The sequence below is a fragment of the Brevundimonas sp. genome, from assembly GCF_035935935.1.
Lineage (GTDB): Bacteria > Pseudomonadota > Alphaproteobacteria > Caulobacterales > Caulobacteraceae > Brevundimonas.
This window is the reverse complement of sequence record NZ_DASYWO010000012.1, coordinates 46133-68740: the sequence shown is the minus strand read 5'-3', so window position 1 is coordinate 68740 and position 22608 is coordinate 46133. Positions and strand designations below refer to the sequence as shown.

At 70.2% G+C, this 22608-nt stretch carries 27 protein-coding genes; 12 read left to right on the top strand and 15 right to left on the bottom strand.

Annotated features, from left to right (window positions below):
* The first annotated feature begins 1 nt into the window (after position 1).
* Genes sufC through VGR32_RS12530 form a run of 6 tightly spaced genes read left to right on the top strand, consistent with a single transcriptional unit; the run spans position 2 to position 4141 of the window.
* Complete coding sequence (gene sufC, locus VGR32_RS12555; RefSeq protein WP_327451158.1) at positions 2-763, top strand: Fe-S cluster assembly ATPase SufC; 762 nt, start codon at positions 2-4, stop codon at positions 761-763.
* Positions 760-1785, top strand: a complete 1026-nt coding sequence (gene sufD / locus VGR32_RS12550) for a Fe-S cluster assembly protein SufD (protein WP_327451156.1) — start codon at positions 760-762, stop codon at positions 1783-1785. Before sufC ends, sufD begins: the two co-directional genes overlap by 4 nt.
* Positions 1764-3002, top strand: coding sequence for a cysteine desulfurase (locus VGR32_RS12545; protein WP_327451154.1), 1239 nt, complete (start codon positions 1764-1766; stop codon positions 3000-3002). Before sufD ends, VGR32_RS12545 begins: the two co-directional genes overlap by 22 nt.
* Complete coding sequence (locus VGR32_RS12540; RefSeq protein ID WP_327451153.1) at positions 2999-3385, top strand: SUF system Fe-S cluster assembly protein; 387 nt, start codon at positions 2999-3001, stop codon at positions 3383-3385. The genes VGR32_RS12545 and VGR32_RS12540 overlap by 4 nt, the downstream gene beginning before the upstream one ends.
* Before the next feature lie 3 nt (positions 3386-3388).
* Positions 3389-3775 carry an iron-sulfur cluster assembly accessory protein gene (locus VGR32_RS12535; RefSeq protein WP_327451151.1) on the top strand — a complete coding sequence of 129 codons (387 nt, stop codon included), beginning with the start codon at positions 3389-3391 and terminating at the stop codon, positions 3773-3775.
* Positions 3776-3778: 3 nt separating this feature from the next.
* A complete protein-coding gene (locus VGR32_RS12530; RefSeq protein ID WP_327451149.1) occupies positions 3779-4141 on the top strand; it encodes a TfoX/Sxy family protein in 363 nt (120 codons plus the stop codon).
* Here the strand turns inward: VGR32_RS12530 and VGR32_RS12525 are convergent.
* From VGR32_RS12525 to VGR32_RS12515, 3 genes are all read right to left on the bottom strand, one after another.
* A complete protein-coding gene (locus tag VGR32_RS12525; protein ID WP_327451301.1) occupies positions 4098-4892 on the bottom strand; it encodes a 1-acyl-sn-glycerol-3-phosphate acyltransferase in 795 nt (264 codons plus the stop codon). The two genes, VGR32_RS12530 and VGR32_RS12525, sit on opposite strands and share 44 nt — an antisense overlap.
* A 46-nt stretch (positions 4893-4938) precedes the next feature.
* Positions 4939-6000, bottom strand: coding sequence for a GGDEF domain-containing protein (locus VGR32_RS12520; protein ID WP_327451147.1), 1062 nt, complete (start codon positions 5998-6000; stop codon positions 4939-4941).
* Between the two features lie 93 nt (positions 6001-6093).
* Entirely contained in the window at positions 6094-7611 is a 1518-nt protein-coding gene (locus VGR32_RS12515; RefSeq protein ID WP_327451145.1) for a DEAD/DEAH box helicase, read from the bottom strand.
* A 260-nt stretch (positions 7612-7871) separates the two neighbouring features.
* Between VGR32_RS12515 and VGR32_RS12510 the strand changes: the two genes are divergently transcribed.
* A complete protein-coding gene (locus VGR32_RS12510) occupies positions 7872-8246 on the top strand; it encodes a hypothetical protein (RefSeq protein WP_327451143.1) in 375 nt (124 codons plus the stop codon).
* On the opposite strand, the gene VGR32_RS12505 is transcribed toward VGR32_RS12510, so the two are convergent.
* Positions 8243-9385, bottom strand: coding sequence for a GNAT family N-acetyltransferase (locus VGR32_RS12505; protein ID WP_327451141.1), 1143 nt, complete (start codon positions 9383-9385; stop codon positions 8243-8245). The two genes, VGR32_RS12510 and VGR32_RS12505, sit on opposite strands and share 4 nt — an antisense overlap.
* On the bottom strand, positions 9382-9840 hold the full coding sequence (locus VGR32_RS12500) for a RidA family protein (protein WP_327451139.1): 459 nt from the start codon (positions 9838-9840) through the stop codon (positions 9382-9384). The genes VGR32_RS12505 and VGR32_RS12500 overlap by 4 nt, the downstream gene beginning before the upstream one ends.
* A 100-nt stretch (positions 9841-9940) precedes the next feature.
* Between VGR32_RS12500 and VGR32_RS12495 the strand changes: the two genes are divergently transcribed.
* Entirely contained in the window at positions 9941-10933 is a 993-nt protein-coding gene (locus VGR32_RS12495; protein WP_327451137.1) for a hypothetical protein, read from the top strand.
* On the opposite strand, the gene VGR32_RS12490 is transcribed toward VGR32_RS12495, so the two are convergent.
* Together VGR32_RS12490 and VGR32_RS12485 are read right to left on the bottom strand one after the other, a co-directional pair.
* The gene (locus tag VGR32_RS12490; protein ID WP_327451135.1) at positions 10828-11568 is read right to left on the bottom strand and encodes a polysaccharide deacetylase family protein; all 741 of its coding nucleotides are present in this window, start codon (positions 11566-11568) and stop codon (positions 10828-10830) included. The genes VGR32_RS12495 and VGR32_RS12490 overlap by 106 nt on opposite strands.
* A 24-nt stretch (positions 11569-11592) precedes the next feature.
* Complete coding sequence (locus tag VGR32_RS12485; protein WP_327451133.1) at positions 11593-12864, bottom strand: DNA polymerase IV; 1272 nt, start codon at positions 12862-12864, stop codon at positions 11593-11595.
* 117 nt (positions 12865-12981) lie between these two features.
* On the opposite strand from VGR32_RS12485, the gene VGR32_RS12480 reads away from it, so the two are divergent.
* Positions 12982-13359: a response regulator gene (locus VGR32_RS12480; protein WP_327451131.1), complete on the top strand. Its 378-nt coding sequence runs from the start codon at positions 12982-12984 to the stop codon at positions 13357-13359.
* 10 nt (positions 13360-13369) lie between these two features.
* Positions 13370-14734 carry a PleD family two-component system response regulator gene (locus VGR32_RS12475; RefSeq protein WP_327451129.1) on the top strand — a complete coding sequence of 455 codons (1365 nt, stop codon included), beginning with the start codon at positions 13370-13372 and terminating at the stop codon, positions 14732-14734.
* A 12-nt stretch (positions 14735-14746) separates the two neighbouring features.
* On the opposite strand, the gene VGR32_RS12470 is transcribed toward VGR32_RS12475, so the two are convergent.
* From VGR32_RS12470 to VGR32_RS12460, 3 genes are all read right to left on the bottom strand, one after another.
* Complete coding sequence (locus tag VGR32_RS12470) at positions 14747-15118, bottom strand: response regulator (RefSeq protein WP_327451127.1); 372 nt, start codon at positions 15116-15118, stop codon at positions 14747-14749.
* 78 nt (positions 15119-15196) lie between these two features.
* Positions 15197-15337: a hypothetical protein gene (locus tag VGR32_RS12465; RefSeq protein ID WP_327451125.1), complete on the bottom strand. Its 141-nt coding sequence runs from the start codon at positions 15335-15337 to the stop codon at positions 15197-15199.
* Positions 15337-15516: a DUF3606 domain-containing protein gene (locus VGR32_RS12460; protein WP_327451124.1), complete on the bottom strand. Its 180-nt coding sequence runs from the start codon at positions 15514-15516 to the stop codon at positions 15337-15339. The genes VGR32_RS12465 and VGR32_RS12460 overlap by 1 nt, the downstream gene beginning before the upstream one ends.
* A gap of 152 nt (positions 15517-15668) precedes the next feature.
* Between VGR32_RS12460 and VGR32_RS12455 the strand changes: the two genes are divergently transcribed.
* Entirely contained in the window at positions 15669-16397 is a 729-nt protein-coding gene (locus tag VGR32_RS12455) for a Crp/Fnr family transcriptional regulator (protein ID WP_327451123.1), read from the top strand.
* Positions 16398-16408: 11 nt separating this feature from the next.
* Here the strand turns inward: VGR32_RS12455 and rpmG are convergent, their stop codons facing one another.
* Complete coding sequence (rpmG, locus tag VGR32_RS12450; protein WP_003164451.1) at positions 16409-16576, bottom strand: 50S ribosomal protein L33; 168 nt, start codon at positions 16574-16576, stop codon at positions 16409-16411.
* A 108-nt stretch (positions 16577-16684) separates the two neighbouring features.
* Between rpmG and VGR32_RS12445 the strand changes: the two genes are divergently transcribed.
* Positions 16685-17251, top strand: coding sequence for a hypothetical protein (locus VGR32_RS12445; protein WP_327451122.1), 567 nt, complete (start codon positions 16685-16687; stop codon positions 17249-17251).
* Here VGR32_RS12445 and VGR32_RS12440 read toward each other — a convergent pair.
* From VGR32_RS12440 to rnr, 4 genes are read right to left on the bottom strand one after another with little or no spacing between them, the layout of a single operon-like run.
* Complete coding sequence (locus VGR32_RS12440) at positions 17226-17633, bottom strand: DUF5990 family protein (RefSeq protein WP_327451120.1); 408 nt, start codon at positions 17631-17633, stop codon at positions 17226-17228. The genes VGR32_RS12445 and VGR32_RS12440 overlap by 26 nt on opposite strands.
* On the bottom strand, positions 17630-19483 hold the full coding sequence (locus tag VGR32_RS12435; RefSeq protein ID WP_327451118.1) for a sulfotransferase: 1854 nt from the start codon (positions 19481-19483) through the stop codon (positions 17630-17632). The genes VGR32_RS12440 and VGR32_RS12435 overlap by 4 nt, the downstream gene beginning before the upstream one ends.
* A gap of 31 nt (positions 19484-19514) precedes the next feature.
* Positions 19515-20210, bottom strand: coding sequence for an NUDIX hydrolase (locus VGR32_RS12430; RefSeq protein ID WP_327451116.1), 696 nt, complete (start codon positions 20208-20210; stop codon positions 19515-19517).
* Positions 20207-22522, bottom strand: coding sequence for a ribonuclease R (rnr, locus tag VGR32_RS12425; protein ID WP_327451114.1), 2316 nt, complete (start codon positions 22520-22522; stop codon positions 20207-20209). The genes VGR32_RS12430 and rnr overlap by 4 nt, the downstream gene beginning before the upstream one ends.
* Between the last annotated feature and the right edge of the window lie 86 nt (positions 22523-22608).

Here is a 22608-nt window from a genome sequence, read left to right as displayed (position 1 = left end):
CATGCTCTCCATCTCCAACCTCCACGTCACCGTCGGCGACAAGCCGATCCTCAACGGGCTGACGCTCGACGTCCCCGCGGGCGAGGTGCACGCCGTCATGGGGCCGAACGGGGCGGGCAAGTCGACGCTGGGCTACGCCCTGACCGGCCGGCCCGGCTATGAGGCGACGGCCGGATCGGCGTCGTGGAACGGCGAGGACCTGCTGGCGCTGGACCCGGCCGAGCGGGCCGCGAAGGGCGTGTTCCTGTCGTTCCAGTACCCGCTGGAAATCCCCGGCGTGCCGGCCATGACCTTCATCCGCACGGCGCTGAACGCGCAGAAGCGCGCGCGGGGCGAGCCCGAGGTGGCGGCGCCGGAGTTCCTGAAGCTGGTGCGCGCGGCGTCGACCCGGCTGAAGATGAATTTCGACATGCTGAAGCGGCCCCTGAACGTGGGCTTCTCAGGCGGCGAGAAGAAGCGGATGGAGATCCTGCAGATGGCCCTGCTGGAGCCCTCGCTGCTGATCCTAGACGAGACCGATTCCGGCCTGGACATCGACGCCCTGCGCATCGTCGCCGACGGCGTGAACGCCCTGCGGTCGCCGGAGCGGTCGATGGTGGTCATCACGCACTACCAGCGGCTGCTGGACTACATCCGGCCGGACCGGGTGCACGTGCTGGCCGCGGGTCGGATCGTGGCGTCGGGCGGCCCGGAACTGGCGCTGCAGCTTGAAGCCGAAGGCTACGACAAATACGCGCCAGAAGCGCTTCAGGGGGCGGCGTGACGGCGCAGCTGCTCGACCTTCGCGATCCGTCGTCTTTCCCGTCGCGGCGCGTCGAGGCGTGGAAGTACACCGACGTGCGCCGTCTGCTGCGGGACACGCCGCCGGCGTCCCCGGCCGCAGACGTCGCGCCGGGCGGGCCGTTCGCGGCGCTGGGCGGTAAAGAGCTGGCCTTCGTCAACGGTCGCTGCGAGGGCTTTGCGGGGATCATCGCCGAGGGGACGGGTGAGGGGCCGGTGCGCCTGCGCTTCGTCTCTACCGCCGACGGCGCGGGGCACCAGCCTGAGGTGGCGATCGAGGTGACGGCGGGGTCCCGGCTGGTCCTGCTGGAGAGCCATGAGGGGCGCGCCGCCGGCTACGTCGCCAACACCCGGCTGAAGATTTTCGTCGGCGAGGACGCGTCCCTGACGCGGATCGTGCTGGGCGAGGACGCGGCGGACGCGCTGGCCTTCGTCAGGGCCGAGGTGACCCTGTCGGCGGGCGCGACGTTCGAGCAGGTCACCGCGACGGACGGGGCCAGGCTCCAGCGCTTCGAGACCCACGTCAGCCATCCGGGGCAGGGCGCCTCCGTCCGCATGGACGGGCTGTATGCCCTGTCTGGCGAGCGGCACGCCGACCTGACCAGCGTCGTCACCCACGAGGGTCTGAACGGCCAGACCAGCCAGCTGGTCAAGGGCGTGGTGCGCGATCAGGCGCGCGGTGTTTTCCAGGGCAAGATAGTGGTCGAGCGCGGGGCCGACGGCACGGACGCGCGCATGGCCCACAACGCCCTGATCCTGTCGGAGCGCGGCGAGGTCGACGCCAAGCCGGAGCTGATCATCTATGCCGACGACGTGCAGTGCGCGCACGGCAACACCGTCGGCACGCTGGACGAGAGCGCCCTGTTCTACATGCAGCAACGCGGCCTGCCGGCGCAGGAGGCGAGAGCGCTTCTCACCCAGGCCTTTCTGTTCGAGGTGGTCGACCGGATCGAGCACGAGGGCGCGCGAGAGGTGGTGCGGGAATGGCTGACGGCACGACTGTGAGCCCCTTCGACGTTCAGGCCGTCCGCACCGAATTCCCGATCCTGTCGCGGCAGGTGAACGGGCGGCCGCTGGTCTATCTGGACTCCGCCGCCAGCGCGCAGAAGCCGCGCGCGGTGATCGACGCGATGACGCGGGCGATGGAAGGCAGCTACGCCAACGTCCATCGCGGGCTGCACACCCTGGCCAACGAGACGACCGAGGCCTTCGAGGCCGCGCGGGAGAGCGTGGCGCGGTTCGTGGGGGCCGAGGCGCCGGAACGCGTCGTCTTCACCAAGGGCGGCACCGAGGCGATCAATCTGGTGGCGGCCGGGCTGGGCCAATCCATCCGGCCGGGCGACGAGATCGTGGTCAGCCAGATGGAGCACCACTCCAACATCGTGCCCTGGCACCTGCTGCGCGAGCGGCAGGGGGCGGTGCTGAAGTGGATCCCGGTGCGGGACGACGGCAGCCTCGACATGACCGCCTATGCCGAGCTGCTCGGCCCAAGGACGCGAATGGTCGCGGTCACGCACATGTCCAACGTGCTGGGCACGGTGAACCCGGTGGCGGAGATTACGCGGCTGGCGCACGCGGCGGGCGCCCAGGTGCTGATCGACGGCTGTCAGGGCGCGGTGCACTGCGCGCCGGACGTGCAGGCCATCGGCTGCGACTTCTACGTCCTGACCGGCCACAAGCTGTTCGGTCCCACCGGCATCGGCGCGCTGATCGGGACCGAGGCGGCGCTGGAGGCCCTGCCGCCGTTCCAGGGCGGGGGCGAGATGATCGAGCGGGTGTCGCTGGAGGCCGTCACCTATGCGAAGCCGCCGCACCGGTTCGAGGCGGGCACGCCGCCGATCCTGGAGGCGATCGGGCTCGGCGCGGCGATCGAGTGGTATTCGGCCTTCGACCCCGCCGCCGTGCGGGCGCACGAGGCGGCGCTGATGGCGCGGGTGCGCGAGCGCCTGTCGGGCGTCAACTGGCTGACGGAGATCGGCACGGCGCCGGGCAAGGGCTCGATCTTCGCCTTCACCGTGGAGGGGGCGCACGCCCACGACGTGGCGCAGATCATGGACCGGTACGGCGTGGCGATCCGCGCCGGCCTGCACTGCGCCGAGCCGCTGGCGCAGCGTTTCGGGCTGACGTCGAGCGGACGCGCCAGCTTCGCCCTATATAACACGGTGGACGAGGCCGACGCCTTCGCCGACGCCCTGATCAAGGCCCGAGAATTCTTCGTATGACCGCCCCGATCTCCGACAACGCCGACTTCGCCGCCGCGTGGGATGAGCCCCAGAAGAGCGCCCTGTCGCAGGACGAGATCGCGCGCCTGACAGACGACATCGTGGCGGCGCTGAAGACGGTGTTCGACCCGGAAATCCCGGTCGACGTCTATGAGCTGGGGCTGATCTACAAGGTCGACCTGTCGGACGACCGCGACGTGGACATCGAGATGACCCTGACCGCCCCCGGCTGCCCCGTCGCCGGCGAGATGCCGGGCTGGATCGAGGACGCGGTGGCCAAGGTCGAGGGTGTGAAGTCGGCCAAGGCCCAGCTGGTCTTCGACCCGCCGTGGGACCCGTCCCGCATGAGCGACGAGGCCAAGCTGGCCCTGAACATGTTCTGACCCATGAGCGACCTTCAGACCACGACCCGTCCCCGCCGCCCACGCCCCTCGGTCGTCACCCTGACGCCCACCGCGGCCGACCGTGTGCGCGAACTGCTGGCGGCCAATCCCGACAAGATCGGGCTGAAGATCGGCATCAAGAACGGCGGCTGCGCCGGGCAGGAATACGTCTTCAGCCTGACGGACCTGGTCAGCTCGTTCGACGAGGCGGTCGACTTCGACGGCGCCCGCATCGTGATCGACGGCAAGGCGATCCTGTATCTGATCGGCAGCGAGATCGACTGGGAGGTCACGCCGCTGGCCTCGAAATTCGTTTTCCGAAATCCGAACCAGACCGACGCCTGCGGCTGCGGCGAGAGCGTGACGATCACCCCCGCGACGGGCGTCTGAGCCGTGGCCTATGACCCCGCGTTCGGGGAGTGGGTACAGGAGCATTTCGCCGAGCTCGGCCCCCTGACCATCAAGCGGATGTTCGGCGGCGCCAGCATCTATTGGGACGGGCGCATCTTCGCCCTGCTGGACGACGGCGTCGTCTGGCTGAAGGCGGACGAACAGAACGAGCCGGCCCTGCGCGATGCGGGGTCACGCCAGTTCAGCTTTCCGACCAAGGACGGTCAGGTGATGACCATGGCCTACTGGAGCTTGCCCGAATCCGCCGTCGACGACCCGGACGAGGCGGTCAGATGGGCGCGTGCCTCGATCGACGCGGCTCTCAGGAAGGCGTCGGCGAAGAAGCCGAAGAAGCCGCGCGCCTGACGTCGTCCGGCGTCGGCACCTGAAGGGCAGGGGTGACGGGGCTTCCCGTCGCCTCGGCGATGAGCTCCGCCGTGCGCGCTTCGACCGCGGCTTCCAGCCGCGCCATGAACTCGTCTTTCGGCAGGCCGGTCGGGATCGGGTCAAGAAACTCGATCGTCGCCGTGCCGGGGCGCTTCTCGAACGCCTCCTGCGGCCAGAACAGGCCGAGGTTCGTCGCGACGGGCACGACCGGCATGTCGAAGTCGCGATACATGTGCCAGACGCCGGAGCGATAGCGGAACTTCTCTCCGACCCTCGCCAGATTGCCCTCGGGATAGATCAGGATCTTTCGCCCCTCGCGATGGGCGTGGGCGCCCCGCTGCTTCAGCGAGTCGCGCGCTTCGCGGCCGCCGCAGTTGTTGACGACGATGGCGCCCAGCTTGCGCAGCACCGTCGCCATCAGCGGGAACTTCTCAAGGTGGTCGCCGGTGACGAAGGCCAGATCCTCGATCTCCCCATAGATGGAGAAGCCGTCGCCCCAGCTCTGATGCTTGGCGGCGATGATGTAGGCGCCGGCAGGCAGCCGGTCCTTGCCCCGCACCTCGACGCGGATGCCGGCGAGCCGGCGCATGGCCCATTTCATGCGCCGGACGTAGCGGCGGATGATCCAGCCGGTGGGCCCGCGGCCGGGCAGCAGGGCCGCGATCACCGCCATCAGCACATAGGCGATCGACAGCGACCAGTAGGCGACGGCGAAGGCGAGACTGCGGATCATGCGGCCATCATCAAGGGCGGCGTGGCCGGTTCAAGGCGACGCTTCAGGCCGCCGCCTTCCGTGCGGCCTCGGCGCAGGTGACCCGGTTTCGGCCGGCATGTTTGGAGGCATAGAGCGCCTCGTCCGCGCGACCCAGCAGGGCGGCCGGGGTCTCTCCACGTGCCAGCCGGGCGTGGCCGGCCGAGATCGTCACGGCGCCGAGCTCGTCGTCCGTCGAGCGCCGTCGCAGGCTGCGCGAGGCGATTTCGGTGCGGGCGTCTTCCAGCGCCGCCTCGACCGCGGCGGAATCCTCGTTGGGGAAGATGACCGCGAACTCCTCGCCGCCGTAGCGGGCGGCCATGCGCGGGGTGCGCGCCAGGCGACCCAGCACGCTGGCGACGTAGCGGATGACCTGATCGCCGGTCTGATGGCCCCAGGTGTCGTTGAAGCGCTTGAAGTGGTCGATGTCGACGACGGCCAGGACCAGGTCGCGCCCGTCGCGGTGCGCCGCCTCGACGCAGGCGTCCAGATGCTCGTCAAACGCCTTGCGGTTGGCCAGGTTGGTCAGGGCGTCCGTCATGGCGTCGCGGCGCACCTGCTCCAGATGTTCGCGCAGACGGGCCACCTCCCGGGTGGAGGCGTCGAGGCGCTTCTCGAGGTCGGCGTTCTGCTTCTGAACCTTGCGGGTGGCGACCGTCAGGCCGTCCACGACCGTGCGAAGCCCTTCGGGAGAGGCGGCGGCCCCCGCCATGTCCGTCGCGGCGCCGGCCAGCACCTGGCCGTACTCAGACTGGTTCTTGTGGGCCCTGGCGATGGCGGTGGCGACGCTGGTCAGTTCGCGGTCCAGCACGCGACCGGCGTCGCGGATTTCCTCGGAGAGACGGCCGCGCGGCAGATACTCGGCCGCCAGCATGTCGGACACCGCCTCGGTGAAGGGCTCGCCGGCGGCGAGGATGCGGCGGATCTCCTGACCCAAGGCGCCTTCGGGCTCGCCGAGATGATGCAGCCACAGCTCGAAATTGACCGGCGTGGGCCAGACGCCCGCGGCTTCCATCTCGTCCAGCACGCGCCGCGCCAGGCCATAGGCCTCCGGTCCGCGCAGGGTCGTTTCTACGACCTTCGCCATGCGTTCCCCCGCATTCTTGGTCCGCCGAGCCTAGCCTCCGAAGCGTAACGGCGGGTTAAGCGCGGCTGGAAGAACGCGGATTCGGGAAGGGCTTCAAGCGCCGATGACGACGGGCCGGCGCAGGAAGGCGGGGATGTCGGCGTCGCCGAACGGACGGCCGCGCGGCGCCGGGGCGTCCTCGGCCGCTTCGGACGCCGCGCGCGGCGCGCGGTCCCGATCGCGACCCCGGCCGCGGCCGCCGCGTTCACGGCGCGGGCGGTCGCCGCGCGCGTCGTCGGTCGCGCTCGTCTCCGGCGCTTCGGCCAGGACGGGCGCCTCGACAGCCTCGGCGACAGCGGAGAACTCCGGCAGGGGCGCGGCGGGGGCGGCCTCGGTCTCGACGGCGCGATCGGCGCCGCGACGGCGGCCGCGCGACCGCGTGGGGCGCGGGGCGTCGTCTTCGGCGGCGGCCGGCGCTTCGGCGCGGGGAGCGCGCTCGGCCGGACCGTCCAGAGCCAGTTCTTCCGGCGTCATCTTGATGAGCTTCAGGACCTTGTCCAACGCCTTGTCGTCCGACGGCGTCACGATCATGAATGTCTGACCCTTGCGCCCGGCGCGGCCCGTGCGGCCGATGCGGTGCACGTAGTCGTCGGCGTGGTGGGCGACGTCGTAGTTGAAGACGTGGCTGACGTCCGGGATGTCCAGGCCCCGCGCCGCGACGTCGGACGCCACGAGCAGTTTCAGTTCGCCGGAGCGGAAGGCCGCGAGGGTCTTCATGCGCAGGGACTGGTCCAGGTCGCCGTGGATCGGCGCAGCGTCGAATCCGTGCTTCTTCAGCGACTTGGCGACGACGTCGACCTCGGATTTGCGATTGCAGAAGACGATCCCGTTCTTGACGTCGTCCCGCGCCACCAGCTTGCGCAGGGCATCGCGCTTGGCCTTCGGATCGCTGGTCTTCAGCTTCACCATGTACTGGGTGATGGTCTCGGCCGTCATGGCCGGCCGGCTGGCCTCGATCCGGGTCGGGTCCTTCAGGAACTGGGTGGTCAGCCGGGTGATCTCGGGCGGCATGGTGGCCGAGAAGAACAGGGTCTGGCGCCGCGGCGGCGTCAGTTTGAAGATCTTCTCGATGTCCGGAATGAAGCCCATGTCGAGCATGCGGTCGGCCTCATCGACGACCATGACCTCGACGCCGGTCAGCAGCATCTTGCCGCGCTCGAACAGGTCGATCAGGCGGCCCGGCGTGGCGATCAGCACGTCCACGCCCTTGGTCAGGGCCGCGACCTGGTCGGCCATGGAGACGCCGCCGATCAGCAGGGCCCAGCTCAGCTTGGTGCCTTTGGCGTATTTGGCGAAGCTTTCGGCGACCTGGTCGGCCAGCTCACGCGTCGGCGCCAGCACCAGGGCGCGGGGCATGCGGGCGCGGGCCCGACCGGTGGCCAGCCGCTCGATCAGCGGCAGGGTGAAGGCGGCCGTCTTGCCGGTGCCGGTCTGGGCGATGCCGAGGACGTCGCGACCGGCGAGCGCCACGGGGATGGCCTGCTCCTGAATCGGCGTGGCGGTGGTGTAGCCCGTCGCGGCGACGGCGCTCAGCGTGGTGGGCGAAAGGCCCAGCTGGGAGAATTCGGTCATTCGGTCCTTGCAGGAAAGCCGCCCGGCGAGACGCGGGGCGGCGACAGGGTGATGGCCCTGATCGTTTCAGGGCGTGACGTCTGCGGAACCGCCCCTCATGGGCGTGCGGGCGGCGCGGATCGCCATCCTGTCCCGAACGTGCTGGCGCATATGGCTTTTCCCCACGCGGGAGTCAAGTATTCCGCCCAGTGACGAAACCTCTTGCCATTCGTGAACTTTCGGTAAGATTGCGCCCGGGGATGGTTGGGTGGAGGGATCGAATGCGCGTGAAGGCGTGGCTGTTCGGGTGCGTGGTCATGGCTCTGGCGGGCGTTTCCGCGCCGGCCGCGGCCCAGTCGGGAATGGCGTCGGCCTTCGGCAACACGATCGTGTCGCACTACCCCGACGGCGGCTGGGTGAAGCACTGGTTCAACCCTGACGGCGCCTACACCGCCCACTTCAGCGACGGTCGACGCATCACCGCGCGTTGGCGGGTCGAGGGGGCCAACGTCTGCCTGACCCACATCCGCCCCAGCATGCTGGTCCCGCGTTTCTGCAGCCGCATGGTCGAGGCCGAGGTCGGCCAGACCTGGACGGCCCGCGATCCTCTGGGGCGCCGGGTGCGCAACACCCTGGTCGCCGGACGCGCCATCTAGGTCTCGCGGTAGGGCGAGCCTTCCCGGCGCAGCATCGAGATTTCCGCGTCCACCGCCGCGCGCTCGCCGTCGAGATGGTCGGCGACGGCCCGCCGAAGGCCCGGGTGGGCGATCCAGTGGGCGGAGTGCACCCCCTCCGGCAGATAGCCGCGGCCCAGCTTGTGCTCGCCCTGCGCGCCCGCCTCGACGCGCGGCAGGCCCAGCTCCAGCGCCAGTTCGATCGCGCGGTAGTAGCAGAGCTCGAAATGCAGGAAGGGCCGGTCGATCAGCGTGCCCCACTGGCGGCCATACAGGGCGTCGCGGCCGATGAAGTTCAGCGCGCCGGCCACCGGGGCGCCGTCGTCGAAGGCCATGATCAGCGCCGCCCGGTCGGCCATGGTCTCGCCGATGCGCGCGAAGAAGTCGCGGGTCAGGTAGGGGCGCCCCCACTTGCGGCCGCCGGTGTCCATGTAAAAAGCGAAAAAAGCGTCCCAGTGATCTGACTTGACGTCATTTCCGGTGAGAACCCGAATCTCGAGACCGGCCTGCGCGTCGCGGCGCTCCCGCCGGATCGACTTGCGTCGCCCCGAGGACAGCGCCGCCAGAAACCCGTCAAAGTCCCCATAGCCTCGATCCCGCCAGACGAACTGGAGGTCTTGGCGCTTCAGCAGGCCCGCGTCGCCCAGCCAGTCCCATTCGTCGCCGGTCGGGAAGGTGACGTGGAGCGACGAGACGCCCAGCCGTTCGGCGAGGCCGACGGCGGATTGGAGAAGACCCGCACGGACGCGGTCGACGTCCTCGCCGGGGGCGGTCAGCAGGCGCGGCCCGGTCACGGGCGTGAACGGGACCGCGGAGAGCAGCTTGGGATAGTAGTCGCCGCCGGCGCGCTGGAAGGCGTCGGCCCAGGCGTGGTCGAAGACGTACTCGCCCTGCGAGTGTCCCTTCAGCCAAAGCGGCAGGGCGCCGATCAGCCGCCCGTCGTCCTCCAGCGTCAGATGCCGGCCGGCCCAGCCCTGTCGCGGCACAGCGCTGCCGGACGCCTCGCAGGCGTGCAGGAAGTCGAACGACACGAACGGGTCGCCCGTCGGCGCGGCCAGGGAATCCCAGGCCTCGCGGCCGACGTCGGCGACCGTCTGATGGACGCGGGCGGTGAGGCTCACCGCACCTCGACGATTGCGTCGATCTCGACGGCGAAGTTCAGCGGCAGACGATAGACGCCGACGGCCGAGCGGGCGTGGCGCCCCTTGTCGCCGAACACCTCGACCATCAGGTCCGAGCAGCCGTTGATCACCGCCGGAATGGCCGAAAAGTCGGGACCGGCCTGAACGAAGCCGCCCAGCTTCACGACGCGTTCGACGCGTTCCAGATCGCCGTCCAGCGCCGCCGACAGCTGGGCCAGCAGATTGACGCCGCACATGCGCGCCGCCTCATGCGCGCGCTCCGGCGTCACGTCGACGCCGACGGTGCCCAGAACGCCGCCGGCGGCGTCGTTCGACAGCTGGCCGGAGATGTGGACCAGGTTCCCGCTGCGGACCCAGGGCACGTAGTTGGCCACGGCCTTGGCGGGTTCGGGCAGGACGATGCCGAGATCGGACAGGCGGGCGGCGACGGACATGCGGGGCTCCGGGATTGCTTCGGCCGCTGTTTAGCGAGGCGCGCGCGCCGCGTCACGGCCCTTAAGGGAACGCTCACCGCACTGTGTGAGGGTGCCGCGCATGGACATGCACGTGAACCCCGTCGAGGCGTCGCTGCACGCCGTCATCGCCCGCATGAGCGCGGCCGACCGCGCCCGCGTGGACGCCGCCGTCGAGCCGGCGGCCAGGCGCGCCGCCGCCGTGGCGACCCACTGGAACTTCGACCTGCCCGCGCAGGAGGTCGACGCCGTCCTCGGTGAAGGCGCCGGCGACGACGCGCGGCGCGGCCTGATCGCGATCTGGACGCTCGGCGTCATGGAGCGCGCCCGCGCCGCCGGCATGCCGCCGGCGGTGATGGAGCTCTACCCTTACTGGATCGAGCAGACGGCGCAGTTCCTGGAGGGGGGCCGGGGCGCCTATGACCGCGACTTCTGGGCCAAGGACGTGCGTTTCGCCCTAGCCCTGTCCGTGCCGGGGGCGAAGACGCAGATCATCGACCTGTCCTCGCCGATGGGCCCGGGCGAGAGCGTGCGGCACGCGCTGTCCGGGCGCGGCGTCGGCCCGCTGATCAACTACGTCCGCCACGGCGCCAACCGGCCCTGGCTGCAGGTGCACACCGAGAGCCGCCACCTCGAGGACTTCACCGAGGAGGGCTGGAACTGCGCGTGGGCCACGGCGGCCGAGATCTGCAAGACCCGCCCCGAGCTGGCCGGGATGATCGGATCGAGCTGGTTCTACGATCCGCCGCTGGAGACGATCAGCCCGCGTCTGGCCCATCTTCGGCTGAACCCGCTGAAGGGCGGGGCCTGGATGGTCCATCAGGGGCCGGGAGACGTTCACACCCAGCGCGCCGCCGCCAGTCCGGGCAGTCGTCGGGCCATGATCGAAAGCGGGGAGTACACCGCCCGCAGCTGGCTTGTCGCATGGCCGCGCAAGGCGCTGATCCGCTGGGCCGACGGCCGTACGGCCTACGCCGCCAGCCGCCTCCAGCCCTCGGCCACCGGCACGATGGCCAGGCCGGCCGCCTTCGCCGAGAGGATCAGCCGCTCGAGATCGCGCGCGGTGCAGCCGTAGGGTGTGGGGGCGTCGGACACGTCGTGGCCATAGGCGATAAGCCAGCCGTCCCGGGCCGCGGCCTCGGCGCACAGGGCGTCGAGGTCGTAGCCCGGCAGGCGCCGGCTCTCCAGGCCGATGGCCTTCAGCGCGTTGCGGTCCTCGCTCCCGGCGTTGACGCCGTTGCGCACGCCGCGGCCCAGGGCGAAACGCAGATCGATGATGGGCTTGGCGCCCGGCGCCACGTCGCCGAACGGATAGGCGAAGGTCTCCATGACGTGTCCGTCCAGTCGGTCGGACACCCACAGCGCGTTGCGCGCCAGGCTGCGGCCCAGCGCCGCCGGCGTCAGCGTCAGCGTCGAGACGTGCTCATAGGTGTGGCAGCCGACCTCGTGCCCGGCGAAGAACAGTTCCCGCATCTGGTCGGCCGTGAACTGGGGCAGACCGAGGTTCTCGCCTCGCTCCAGCCCGCCGCAGACGTAGTAGGTGGCGAACACCCCGTGCTGGGCCAGCACCGGCCCGGCCTCGGTCCAGGCGGTTTCGGGGAAGTCGTCGAAGCTGAGGCTGAGCATGCCGCCGGGCGCGCGCACCTGGACCGGGCGGCGGTCCAGCCAGCGCCCGGCGCGACGGCGCATCTTGTCGACGAAGGCCTGCATGCCGGGAAAACTAGGGCAGGGGGCTTAAGACCGGGTTGAGCGCCCCTTCAGCGCGCGGCCCGCCACGACCGCGGCCGGACCGAACTTCGCGCGCAGGGCGTCGACGGCGGTTTCGGTCTTCAGGGTGCGCGTGGCCTCCGTCTCGAACAGTCCGGGCGGCGCGTCGACGGCGTCCTCCACGTCGGCCATGCCGATGCCGATCAGGCGGTAGGGGATGCCCAGTTCCGGCCCCAGCAGCCGCCGACCCTCGGCGAACAGGGCGCGTGCGGTCTGCACCGGTTCCGGCGGCGTGGTTCGCCGGGTGACGATCCTGAAGTCCGTCCGCCGCAGCTTCAGCACGATGGATTTTCCGGCCACGCCGTCGCGCCGGGCCTTGGACGCCAGCTTCTCGCACAGGGGCCACAGTTCGGCCTCCAGCGCCTCGCGGTCGGTCAGGTCATGGTTGAACGTGGTCTCCGCGCTCATGCCCTTGCGATCCCGCTCAGGGTTGACGGCGCGCGCGTCCTTTCCGTGCGCGAGCTCGTGGAGGCGCAGGCCCCACTCTCCATAGCGCTGCGCCAGATCGCGCAGATCGGCCGCCGCCAGATCTCCCACCGTGGCGAAGCCGTCGCTGCGCAGCGTCCGGGCGAACACCGGCCCGACGCCGGGCAGGATGGTCACCGGCCGGGGCGCCAGCGTCGCCGCAGCCTCCGAGCCGAGAACCGTGAAGCCGCGCGGCTTGTCCATCTCCGACGCGACCTTGGCGAGGAAGCGGTTGGGGGCGAGGCCGATGGAGACGGTCAGTCCGGTTTCCTCCTCGATGTCCTTCTGCAACCGGACTAGCTGGAGGACCGGCGGACCGCCGTTGAGCCGTTCGGTGCCCTTCAGGTCCATCCACGCCTCGTCCAGCGACAGGGTCTGCACCAGCGGCGTCAGGGCCCGCACCTTGTCGAAGATGCGCCGGCTTTCGACGACGTACTTGTCGAAGTTCGGCTTGACCACGACGGCGTCGGGGCACGCCTTCAGCGCCTTGAACATCGGCATGGCGGAACCGACCCCGTAAAGCCGCGCGACGTAGCACGCGGTCGACACCACGCCCCGCACGCCGCCGCCGACGATCACGGGTTTGTCGCGCAGTTCCGGACGGTCGCGCTTCTCGACCGAGGCGTAGAAGGCGTCGCAGTCCAGATGGGCGATGGCGTGGCCGGTCAACTCAGGGTGGTTCAGGATCCGCACGGAGCCGCACGCGTCGCAGGTCCGTCGCGCCGCCGCCGCGGTGCTCAGACAGTCACGGCAGATGCTGACGGGATCGCCCACGGAAAGGACTCGGAAAGGTCGCGCTTACCCCAACTTAAGACCGATGGGGCAGGGTTGCATCCGAACCCGGCGGAAATCGCCCGCGCCCGTGCGGACGCATGCCGATGTCAGGCGCCCATGACCAAAACCGTCCTCATCGTCGAGGATAACGAGCTGAACATGAAGCTTTTTCATGATCTGCTCGATTCGCAGGGCTTCCGCACCCTGCAGACGCGCGACGGTCTTTCGGCGCTGGCGATCGCGCGCGAGCACCGTCCGGACCTGATCCTGATGGACATCCAGCTGCCCGAGATTTCCGGTCTGGAGGTCACCAAGTGGCTGAAGGACGACCCTGAGCTGTCGCACATCCCCGTGATCGCCGTGACGGCCTTCGCCATGAAGGGCGACGAGGAGCGCATCCGCCAGGGTGGGTGCGAGGCCTATATTTCGAAGCCGATCTCCGTCCTGCATTTCCTCGAAGTCGTCCGGCGCCATCTGGGCGTCGTGGCGGCCTGAGGGGGCGTCGATGACCGCGCGGATCCTCGTCGTCGACGACGTCGAACCCAACGTCCGTCTGCTCGAGGCGAAGCTGACGCTGGAGTATTACGAGGTGCTGACGGCGACCGACGGCCCGACGGCGCTGGAGATCGCCGCGCGCGAGAAACCGGACCTGATCCTGCTGGACGTCATGATGCCCGGCATGGACGGCTTCGAGACCTGCCGCCGGCTGAAGGCCATCCCCGACCTGCGCCACGTGCCGGTCGTTCTGGTCACCGCGCTGGACGGCCGGGAGGACCGCATGCGCGGGCTGGACGCCGGCGCCGACGACTTCGTCACCAAGCCGATCGACGACCTGATCCTGATGGCCCGCGTGCGCTCGCTGACGCGGCTGAAGGCCATCGTCGACGAGCTGCACGACCGCGAGGAGAGCAGCCGCCGTCTGGGCGTCGACGCCGACGCCGCCGGACGCCTGCGGGCCACGGGCGGACGGGTTCTGATCGTCGACGATTCCGAGCGTCAGGCCGCGAAGATCCTGGAGCGTCTGTCCGAGGAGCACCGTCCGACCGTCGAGGTCGATCCCGTCGTGGCGCTGGACGCGGCGAAGGGCGGACTGGACCTGATGATCGTCAATCTGGCGGCGGCGGAGTTCGACGGCCTGCGCCTGATCGCCCAGGCCCGCTCGACCGAGGCGGCGCGACGTACCCCGATCCTGGCGGTGGTGGATCCCATCGATCGGCCCCGCATGGTCAAGGCGCTGGAGCTGGGGGCCAACGACATCCTGATGCGCCCCGTCGACGTGGAAGAGCTGCAGGCCCGCGCCCGCACGCTGATCCGGCGCAAACGCTACGCGGACTTCCTGCGTCAGAAGCTGGACTACAGCCTCGAGATGGCCGTCACCGACGCCCTGACCGGGCTGCACAACCGCCGCTACATGGCGGGTCAGCTGCAGGCGCTGGTGGGTCGTGCCGCGCAGGGCGGGGAGACGGTGTCGATCCTCGTGCTCGACATCGATCACTTCAAATCCGTCAATGACGGCTTCGGCCACGACGCGGGCGACGAGGTGCTGCGCGAGTTCGCGGTGCGGCTGGCCACGAACGTCCGCGCAGTCGACCTGCCGTGCCGCATGGGGGGCGAGGAGTTCGTGGTCGTCATGCCGGGGGCGCCCATGGAGGCGGCCCTTCGCGTGGCCGAGCGGATCCGGCGGGACGTGGCGGACGTGCCGTTCCGCGTGCTGGACGGCGAGGCGGCGCTGGACGTCACCGTCTCTATCGGCGTCGCCACGGTCGCGGGGCCCGACGACACGCCGGAGGCGCTGCTGAAACGGGCCGACGACGGCGTGTATGAGGCCAAGGCCCGGGGCCGGGATCAGGTGGTCGCACGCGCGGCCTGAGGCGGCGTGAGGTCAGGCGTCGCCGAGGCCTCCGGTCAGGGCCTGCTGCAGATCTTCGACGGTGAACGGCTTCACCAGGGTCGCGTCCGCGCCGAGGCCCTTCGCCATCTGCAGGATCGCGTCCGAACTCAGGCGTCCGCCGCCGCTGATGGCCACGAGGCGTGCGGGGCGGTCCGCGCCCAGCTCCATGATGAAGTTGAGGCCGTCCTTGTCCGGCATCAGGATGTCGGTGACCGCGGCGACAGGCTTCTCTCGGCGCACCAGCGCCAGCGCCTCGTCCACCGTGCCGGCGGGCAGGGGCTGATAGCCGAGCGAGGACAGCGTCCCCACCAAGTGCTCCAGCATGATGGGGTCGTCTTCCAGCACGCAGACCTTGGGCTTCATCCTTCGAATCCATGGGTTGGGTTGACGGCGACGCCGCCGAACCGCCGCCGCGGTTCGCGGGCCGACGGTTTCGGGGCTTCAGCGGTTTCGACGAAGCAACGGCAGGCCGAAAAGCAGCGGGAGGAGAAACACGAAGGCCCGGCCGCCGCTGGCCCACCAGATCAGCGCCGACAGGCCGACCGCCGCCAGCACGACCAGAAGGTTGGGCGGCAGCCGCATCAGCCGCCGCGCAGCTCGCGCTCCACGTCGTCGGCCCGGTCGCCCACCTTCTGCACCGCCGCCCGCAGACCTTCCTCGGTCACGCCGAACTTTTTGGCCCAGTCGCGCACCTCGTAGTCTTCGCTCAGGCTGATGCGCTGGCGGTCGCCGCCGCCTCGGTTTGTCTTGTCGTCGCTCATGACGGGTCTCCTTTCCGCCGAGCAACCGGCACGGGCGACGTCCGGTTCCTGTGTCGATTTCCGTCAAACCGGACGGAGGGGGAGCACGACGGAAACCCGGGCCGGGCCCCGGGCGTTATGGGCGCCGTTCAGCGCGGCCGTTCGGGAGAGCCATGGAAGACGCGAACGACATTCTGGAGGGTCTGCCGCCGGGCGTGCGCGAGGCGGTCACCTCACACTGCGAACCCTTCGAACTGCGCGCAGGCCAGATCCTGCGCGAACAGGGCGACACCCTGGCCTGGTCGCATCTGCCCTATCGGGGCGTGCTGGCCGCCCTGACCGTGCTGCACGACGGGCGCACCGTCGAGACGGGCCTGATCGGGCGCGAGGGAGCGACCCCGACCTATCTCGAATCCGGGCCGCGCGCCTCCCGCCGCCGCCTGCTGGCCCTCACGGACGTCGAGGGCTGCCAGATCCGCGTCGAGGTCCTGCATGCGCTGGCCATGGAGCACGCGGAACTCAGGGAAGCCTTCGATTCCTACGGGGCCGTCATCGCGAAGGTCGGGGCGGAGAGTCTGGCGTGCATCGCCCATCATGGCGCCGCCGCCCGGCTCGCGAGGCTGTTGCTCCGCCTGCAGGACCGCACCGGCTCCACCCAGCTGTTCCTGACGCAGCAGCAACTGGCCGACCTGCTGGCCGTCCAGCGCACCTCGGTCAACGAGGCGGCGCAGGCGCTGCAGGCGCTGGAAGCCATCCGGTATTCGCGCGGCCGGATCCTGATACGGGACCGGGAGCAGCTCGAGCGGGCGGCGTGCGAGTGCTACTCGGGGCCTCCGCGTCGCCCGGACGCCGACCATGAAAAACGCCCGGCCATCGCTGACCGGGCGTCCAGAAATCAGTGAGGCGGAAAGCCTTACTTGATCTTGCCTTCCTTGAACTCGACGTGCTTGCGCACGACGGGGTCGTACTTCTTGACGACCATCTTCTCGGTCATGGTCCGGGCGTTCTTCTTGGTGACGTAGAAGAAGCCGGTGTCGGCGGTCGAGTTGAGGCGGATCTTGATGGAGGCGGGCTTGGCCATCGGGAATTACCTTTTCGACGGCGAAAGCCGCTGGAAACGAGAGGCGCGGAACATACTCAGGCGCGGCCGGAAGTCAACGCCGCCGGAAGGGCGTGCTAGCGTGGCCGCATGAACGCCCTGATCGCCCTCGTCCCCGCCGCCGTCCTCGCCCTGTCCGCGTGTGCCACGACGCCTGCGGCGGCCCCGCAGGAGGCGTTCTTCGCCGCCCTGACCGACCTGTGCGGCCAGACCTTCCACGGCCGCGTCGTCGCCGACGACACGAACGACCCGGGCTTCGCCGGCAAGCCGCTGGTGATGCACGTCAGGGACTGCTCGCCGACCGAAATCCGCATTCCCTTTCACGTCGGCGAGGACCATTCGCGCACATGGGTGATCACGCGGACGCGTTCCGGCCTGAGACTGAAGCATGACCACCGCCATCACGACGGCACGCCCGACGTCCTGACCTGGTACGGGGGCGGCACGGCGGCGCCCGGCACGGCGGAGCGGCAGGAGTTCCCCGTCGACGCCGAATCGATCGCCCTGTTCACCCGCGAAGGCCGGGCGGTGTCCAACACCAACGTCTGGGCGATCGAGGTAAGACCGGGACGGGAATACGTCTATGAGCTGTCCCGGCCCGGCGGGCGGTTGTTCCGCGTGGCCTTCGACCTCAGCCGACCGGTCGCCACGCCCTGACCGGCCGCACGGTCGCGCAAGCCGGCGAGCCGTCCTTGCCGCGGCCAGGCAGACCGACCTCCAGCACGGCGCCGGCGCGCGCCCGATCCAGCAGGTCCCGGGGGATGTCGTGGACGTCGATCTTGGCGCGACGCGACCACTCCGACGCGTGGTCGCCGGCCGACGTCCCGATGCGCAGGTAGACGAACCGCCTCTCCTTGCCTTCGCGGCGCACGAAGGGACCGGTGATCCGCCCGTCGTCGTGCAGGGTGATCGGGACGTCGAAGCTCAGCGGCGCCTCGGCGGCGGTGACCGGTTCGAAGGGCATGTCGTCCTTCTGCAGGCTGTAGCGGACTCCCGGAACCGGGTCGTCGATCGTCAGCCTGACGCGGATTTCGGTCACCGGAAGGCCCGCAGCCTCTCGCGCACGGACTCGAGCCCGGGAAGCACGCGCGCGATCTCGGCGGCGTTCTTCCTCCACTTGTCGGGGCGGGGCGGCTCCAGCGTGTGGCGCGAGTCGGGCAGGGGGCCGCCGGTGCGCCGCGTCAGCGCTTCGTCCACCTCAAGGCCGGCGAAATCCGCGATGGCGGCGATCACCCCCGCCGGATCGGCGACGAAGTCGGCGTAGCGCACGACGTGACGCCGGTCGGCGGGCAGGGCCTCCAGATCGTCCATGATGGTGGTGTTCGTGACGGCCCACTGGTGCGCGGCGATCTCTTCGACCGGCCTGCCCTTAAGTCCCTGCCAGCCGGGCGGCAGAAGCAGGGACCAGGGGCCGTCCCAGCCCTGCAACTGCGGATAGGTGATCCAGCCCCCGGAGCGCCATGCGTCGATGATGCTGGAAACGTTCTCCTCGGGCTCGCGCCACAGGAAGACCCAGAGGGCGTCAGGGAACGCCTTGTCGAAGAAGGGAATGCGCAGGGCGTTCTTGGGCGTCTTCTCCAGCCAACGGACGGAGGGCTGATTGGCGTAGGGCGCCTCGGCCCCGTCGCGCAGCTTCTCGGCCACCCGGTCGTGCATGGCCAGCGCGATCTGCGGATCGAAATGGGCGGCCGTCAGGCGGTTTGAGTCCACGCCCGGCGCGCCGGGCCGAAGGCGTGGAAAGCCTTCCGCCAGCCAGTGCGCCTCGCCGCCCACCGTGTACAGCTGCGGGGTCACCGCCAGGGTCTCGAAAAGGGCGGTGGAGCCCGAGCGCGGGGCGGCGACGATGAAGATCGGCCGGTCGTATTCCGGCACGGTGCGGACGGACGAGGGACGTGGGCCGGCCTGCGTCGGCCCCTGACCCGGAACGGCGGCCGGCGCCTGGCCCCGCGCCCCGTCGTTGACGGCGTAGGCGGCGACGCGGGCGCCGGCCACGCGCGCGGCGGGCATCTGGTTGGAGCCCACGCGCAGTTCGTCTCCCAGTCCGTTCACCTGCTGCAGGAAGGCGTCGATCCGCTTTCTGTAGTGGGGGACGCCCCGGTCCTCGTCGGCGAAGAGGGACCACAGCTGTCGCCAGTCCTGACGGAAGCCCCAGGCCGCGCGTTCGAAGGCGCGCAGTTGCGCCTCGCCCTCTGCGCCCGGCTTCGCCGACACCGTCTCGGACACCAGGTCGCCCAGCAGCTGGTCGATCTCCGACGGCGGCATGACGCGATGGACGTTGAAGCGCTCGAACGCCAGAGGGGCCTTCCCGCCTGGCCTGTAGGGCACCGGCATGACCGGCGCGCGCCCCGCCGCCGCGGCGTCCGCCATGTCCCAGAAGCGGGCGTTGCCGGTGGTGTCGGCGACCAGGTGGATGCGCTCGACGTCCGAGCCGTTCTCGACCTTGTGCGTGCGCCAGTTGTCGAAGATCCAGGACTCGCCCGCGGCCATGTGGACCACGTCGTCGTGGCAGAAGAATTTCACCTGCGGCGTCGTGACGATCGGGATGTGCAGCCGGACGCGGTGGAACCAGTGATAGTTGATGTCGGTGTGCGTCGGCACGGTCGATCCGGGGCCCAGTTTCATCAGGCGCGAACGGCTCCAGACGACGCCGAAGTGGCTCAGCACCTGCTGCAGATAGGGCGCCGCCATCAGATGCGGCGTGGGCGCCATGGCCCCGGCGACATCGTCGTTCTCGGTCCCGCCGACGGTGATCAGGCGCAGGGCGCTGTTCCCCGGGATCCGGTTGGGATGAGGCGCCCAGGCCTCGGCCGGAAAGGCCAGCACCTCGGCCTTCAGCCGCTCCACGTCGAAGGTGAAGGGCAGCTTGATGAAGGGAGCCTTGAGCTTCATGCCGAACGGATACCGGCCGCGTCCGACACGGTCAAAGACGTTCGATGAGGTGCCGGCCCCTCACCTGTCTGACGAAGGGCAGGCCTTCGGCGCGCCCCTCCAGCGCCGCGCCCAGCACGAAGCGGGTGATCGCCGCAAGATCGCGCGACAGAGCGTCGTCGGCCCTCAGCCAGGCGACGTCCTCCAGCTCGTCCGCCGCGGGGCGCGGGCGGTCGTCCATCAGGGCCGAGGCGTCGGCGCGAAAGAAGCGGGCGTCGAAGCGGCGGCTGCGCCCCGGCGGCGTGATGGCCCGCGCGACGTAGGTCATGGCGGCGATGTCGGGCAGGGCGCCTCCCGCCCGAAACTCCCGCCAGGGGCCGGCCACCGCGGCCGAGGGCGCAGGTCGGGCCAGACGCAGCCCCGTCTCCTCGAACGTCTCGCGCACGGCGGCCAGCATGAGCGCCCGCGCGCGGTAGGCGCCGACCTCCGCCGTCAGCCGGGCCCGCGTCTCGCCGGTCGGATCGGTCGCGGAGGCGGCGCGGCCATCGGCCCGGTCGACCCGACCGCCGGGAAACACCCACTTGCCGGCCATGAAGACGTGGCCGGCGGCGCGGCGCCCCATCAGCACCTCCGTCCGGTCGCCGGTCCCGCGCGTCAGGATCAGGGTCGCGGCGTCGCGGGGGCGCATTCCCCCGCCCGTGTGCGGCGCGTCCTTCAGGTCCTGCGTGGCGTCGAAGGGCTGCGTCACCGCCGCTTGCCCTTGCGCACGCCCTTCAGCCCGCCCGACGGCTTGCCGCCCCGGGGTTTCGGCCCGCCGGGGCGTCCCTTGCCGCGTTGGGGCGGACCGTCGCCGCCGCGGCCGCGCATGCCCAGTCTGGGCGCCGGCGCATTGGGGTCGCGCGGATCCGGGTCCGACAGCATTTCGAACAGAAGGCCGCCGGTCACCGGCGTCGCCTCGACCAGCTTGACCTCGACCGACCGCCCCAGCGTCCACCGCACCCCCGTGCGCCCGCCGACCAGGGCGTGAGTTCGGTCGTCGTGGGTGAAATACTCGCCGCCGAGCGAGGACACGGGGACGAGGCCGTCGGCCCCCGTTTCCTCCAGGCGCACGAACAGGCCGAAGCGCGTCACGCCGGTGATCCGCCCCCGGAAGGTCGCCCCCACCCGGTCCTGCAGGAAAGCCGCGACGTAGCGGTCCATGGCGTCGCGCTCCGCGGCCATCGACCGGCGCTCGGTCGTCGTCACCTGTTCGGCGATCGAGGACAGCTCCGCGATCTCGCGGTCCGTGAGCCCGTCCTTTCCGAAGCCCAGAGCGCGGATCAGGCCGCGGTGCACGATCAGGTCGGAATAGCGCCGGATCGGCGAGGTGAAGTGGGCGTAGCGGTCCAGGTTCAGTCCGAAGTGGCCGACGTTCTCGGGGCTGTAGATCGCCTGCATCTGGGTGCGCAGCACCACCTCGTTGACGACCTCGGCGTGCGGCCCGTCGCGCGTCTGGTCCAGCAGCTTGTTGAACCGTTTCGTCGTGGCGGGTTCGCCCCTGGTCCAAGGGATGCCGAGCGTCTGCAGGAAGTCGGCCAGGTTGAACAGCTTCTCCTGACTGGGCGCGTCGTGGACGCGATAGATCAGCGGCGTCTTCTTCTGCTCCAGCGTCTCGGCGGCGCAGACGTTGGCCTGGACCATCATCTCCTCGATCAGCCGATGCGCCTCCAGCGACACCCGGGCCTCGATCGAGGCAATCCCGCCGTCGGGAGCCATGCGGATGCGGCGTTCCTGACTTTCGATCTGAAGCGGGCTGCGCTTCAGCCGGCCTTTCAGCATGCAGCGGTAGGCGTTCCAGAGGGGATACAGGATCGCCTCCATGATCGGCCCGGTGACGTCGTCCGGCCGGCCGTCGATCGCCGCCTGCGCCTGTTCATAAGACAGCTTGGCGTGCGACCTCATCAGTCCACGAACGAACTTGTGGCCAATCTTCCGCCCGGTCTCGTCGAACACCATGCGCACGGCCATGCAGGCACGGTTCTCACCGGCCTTCAGGCTGCACAGGCCGTTGGACAGCACCTCCGGCAGCATGGGCTCCACGCGGTCGGGGAAGTAGGTGCTGTTGCCCTTCTCCCGCGCCTCGCGGTCCAGCGCCGAGCCGGGGCGGACGTAGGCGGCGACGTCGGCGATGGCGACCCACACGACCCAGCCGTTGGGGTTCTTCGGATCCTCGTCGCGGTGGGCATAGACGGCGTCGTCGTGGTCGCGCGCGTCCACCGGATCGATGGTGATCAGCGGCAGCTCGCGCAGGTCCTCGCGCCCCTTCAGCGACGGCAGCTCCTGATCTTCGGCCTCGCGCTCGACGGCTTCGGAAAAACCCATGGGCACGTTGTGGGCGGCGATGGCGATCAGGCTGGCGGCGCGCGGGTCGTCCTCGCGTCCGATGGTTTCGAGGATCTTGCCGCGCTTCGGACCGTAGCGATGCTCGCCCTTTTCCACGGCCGCGACGACCAGATCGCCGTCCTTCAGCCCCTCGGCCAGCAGAGGCGGGATGATCAGCACGTCCCTGGACCGGCGGTCGACCGGTTCGACGCGGACCTCGCGGTTCGACTTCCGGACCACGCCCAGCACCTTGTTGGCCCCGGAATCCAGCCGCTTGATCAGCCGCGCCTCCCAGCCGTCGACGGCCTTGGAGAACCGCACCAGCAGCCGGTCGCCCATGCCTGGGGCCGGGCCGGTCTTGCCGCCGCGGTCAGGCATCAGAAGGGCGCGCGGCGCGTCCTCGGACGCCTCGACCAGCCGCACGTACATCTCGCCGTCCACGTCGCGCTCGACCACGTCGGCGACGCCGACCGGAGGCAGGTCTCCTGCCGGCGAGAAACCCTTGCGCCCGCGTTTGCCCAAGGCGCCGTCGGCCTCCAGCTCGCGGATCATCTCGCGCAGGGCGCGGCGCTCGCCGCCCTTCAGGCCGAAATGGCGCGCGATGTCTGTCTTTTCGGCCGATCCCGCGTCGCGCAGGAAGGCCAGGAGGGTCTCCTTGTCCGGAAGTCCGGCGGCGGGGCGTTTCGGGGGTCTGCTCATCGTCCCGACATAACGCGCTTCGGGCGCGCCCGTCGTCAGATTCGAGTGGATTGCCGCGGCTCCGTCTTGCGGGCACGATGAAGATC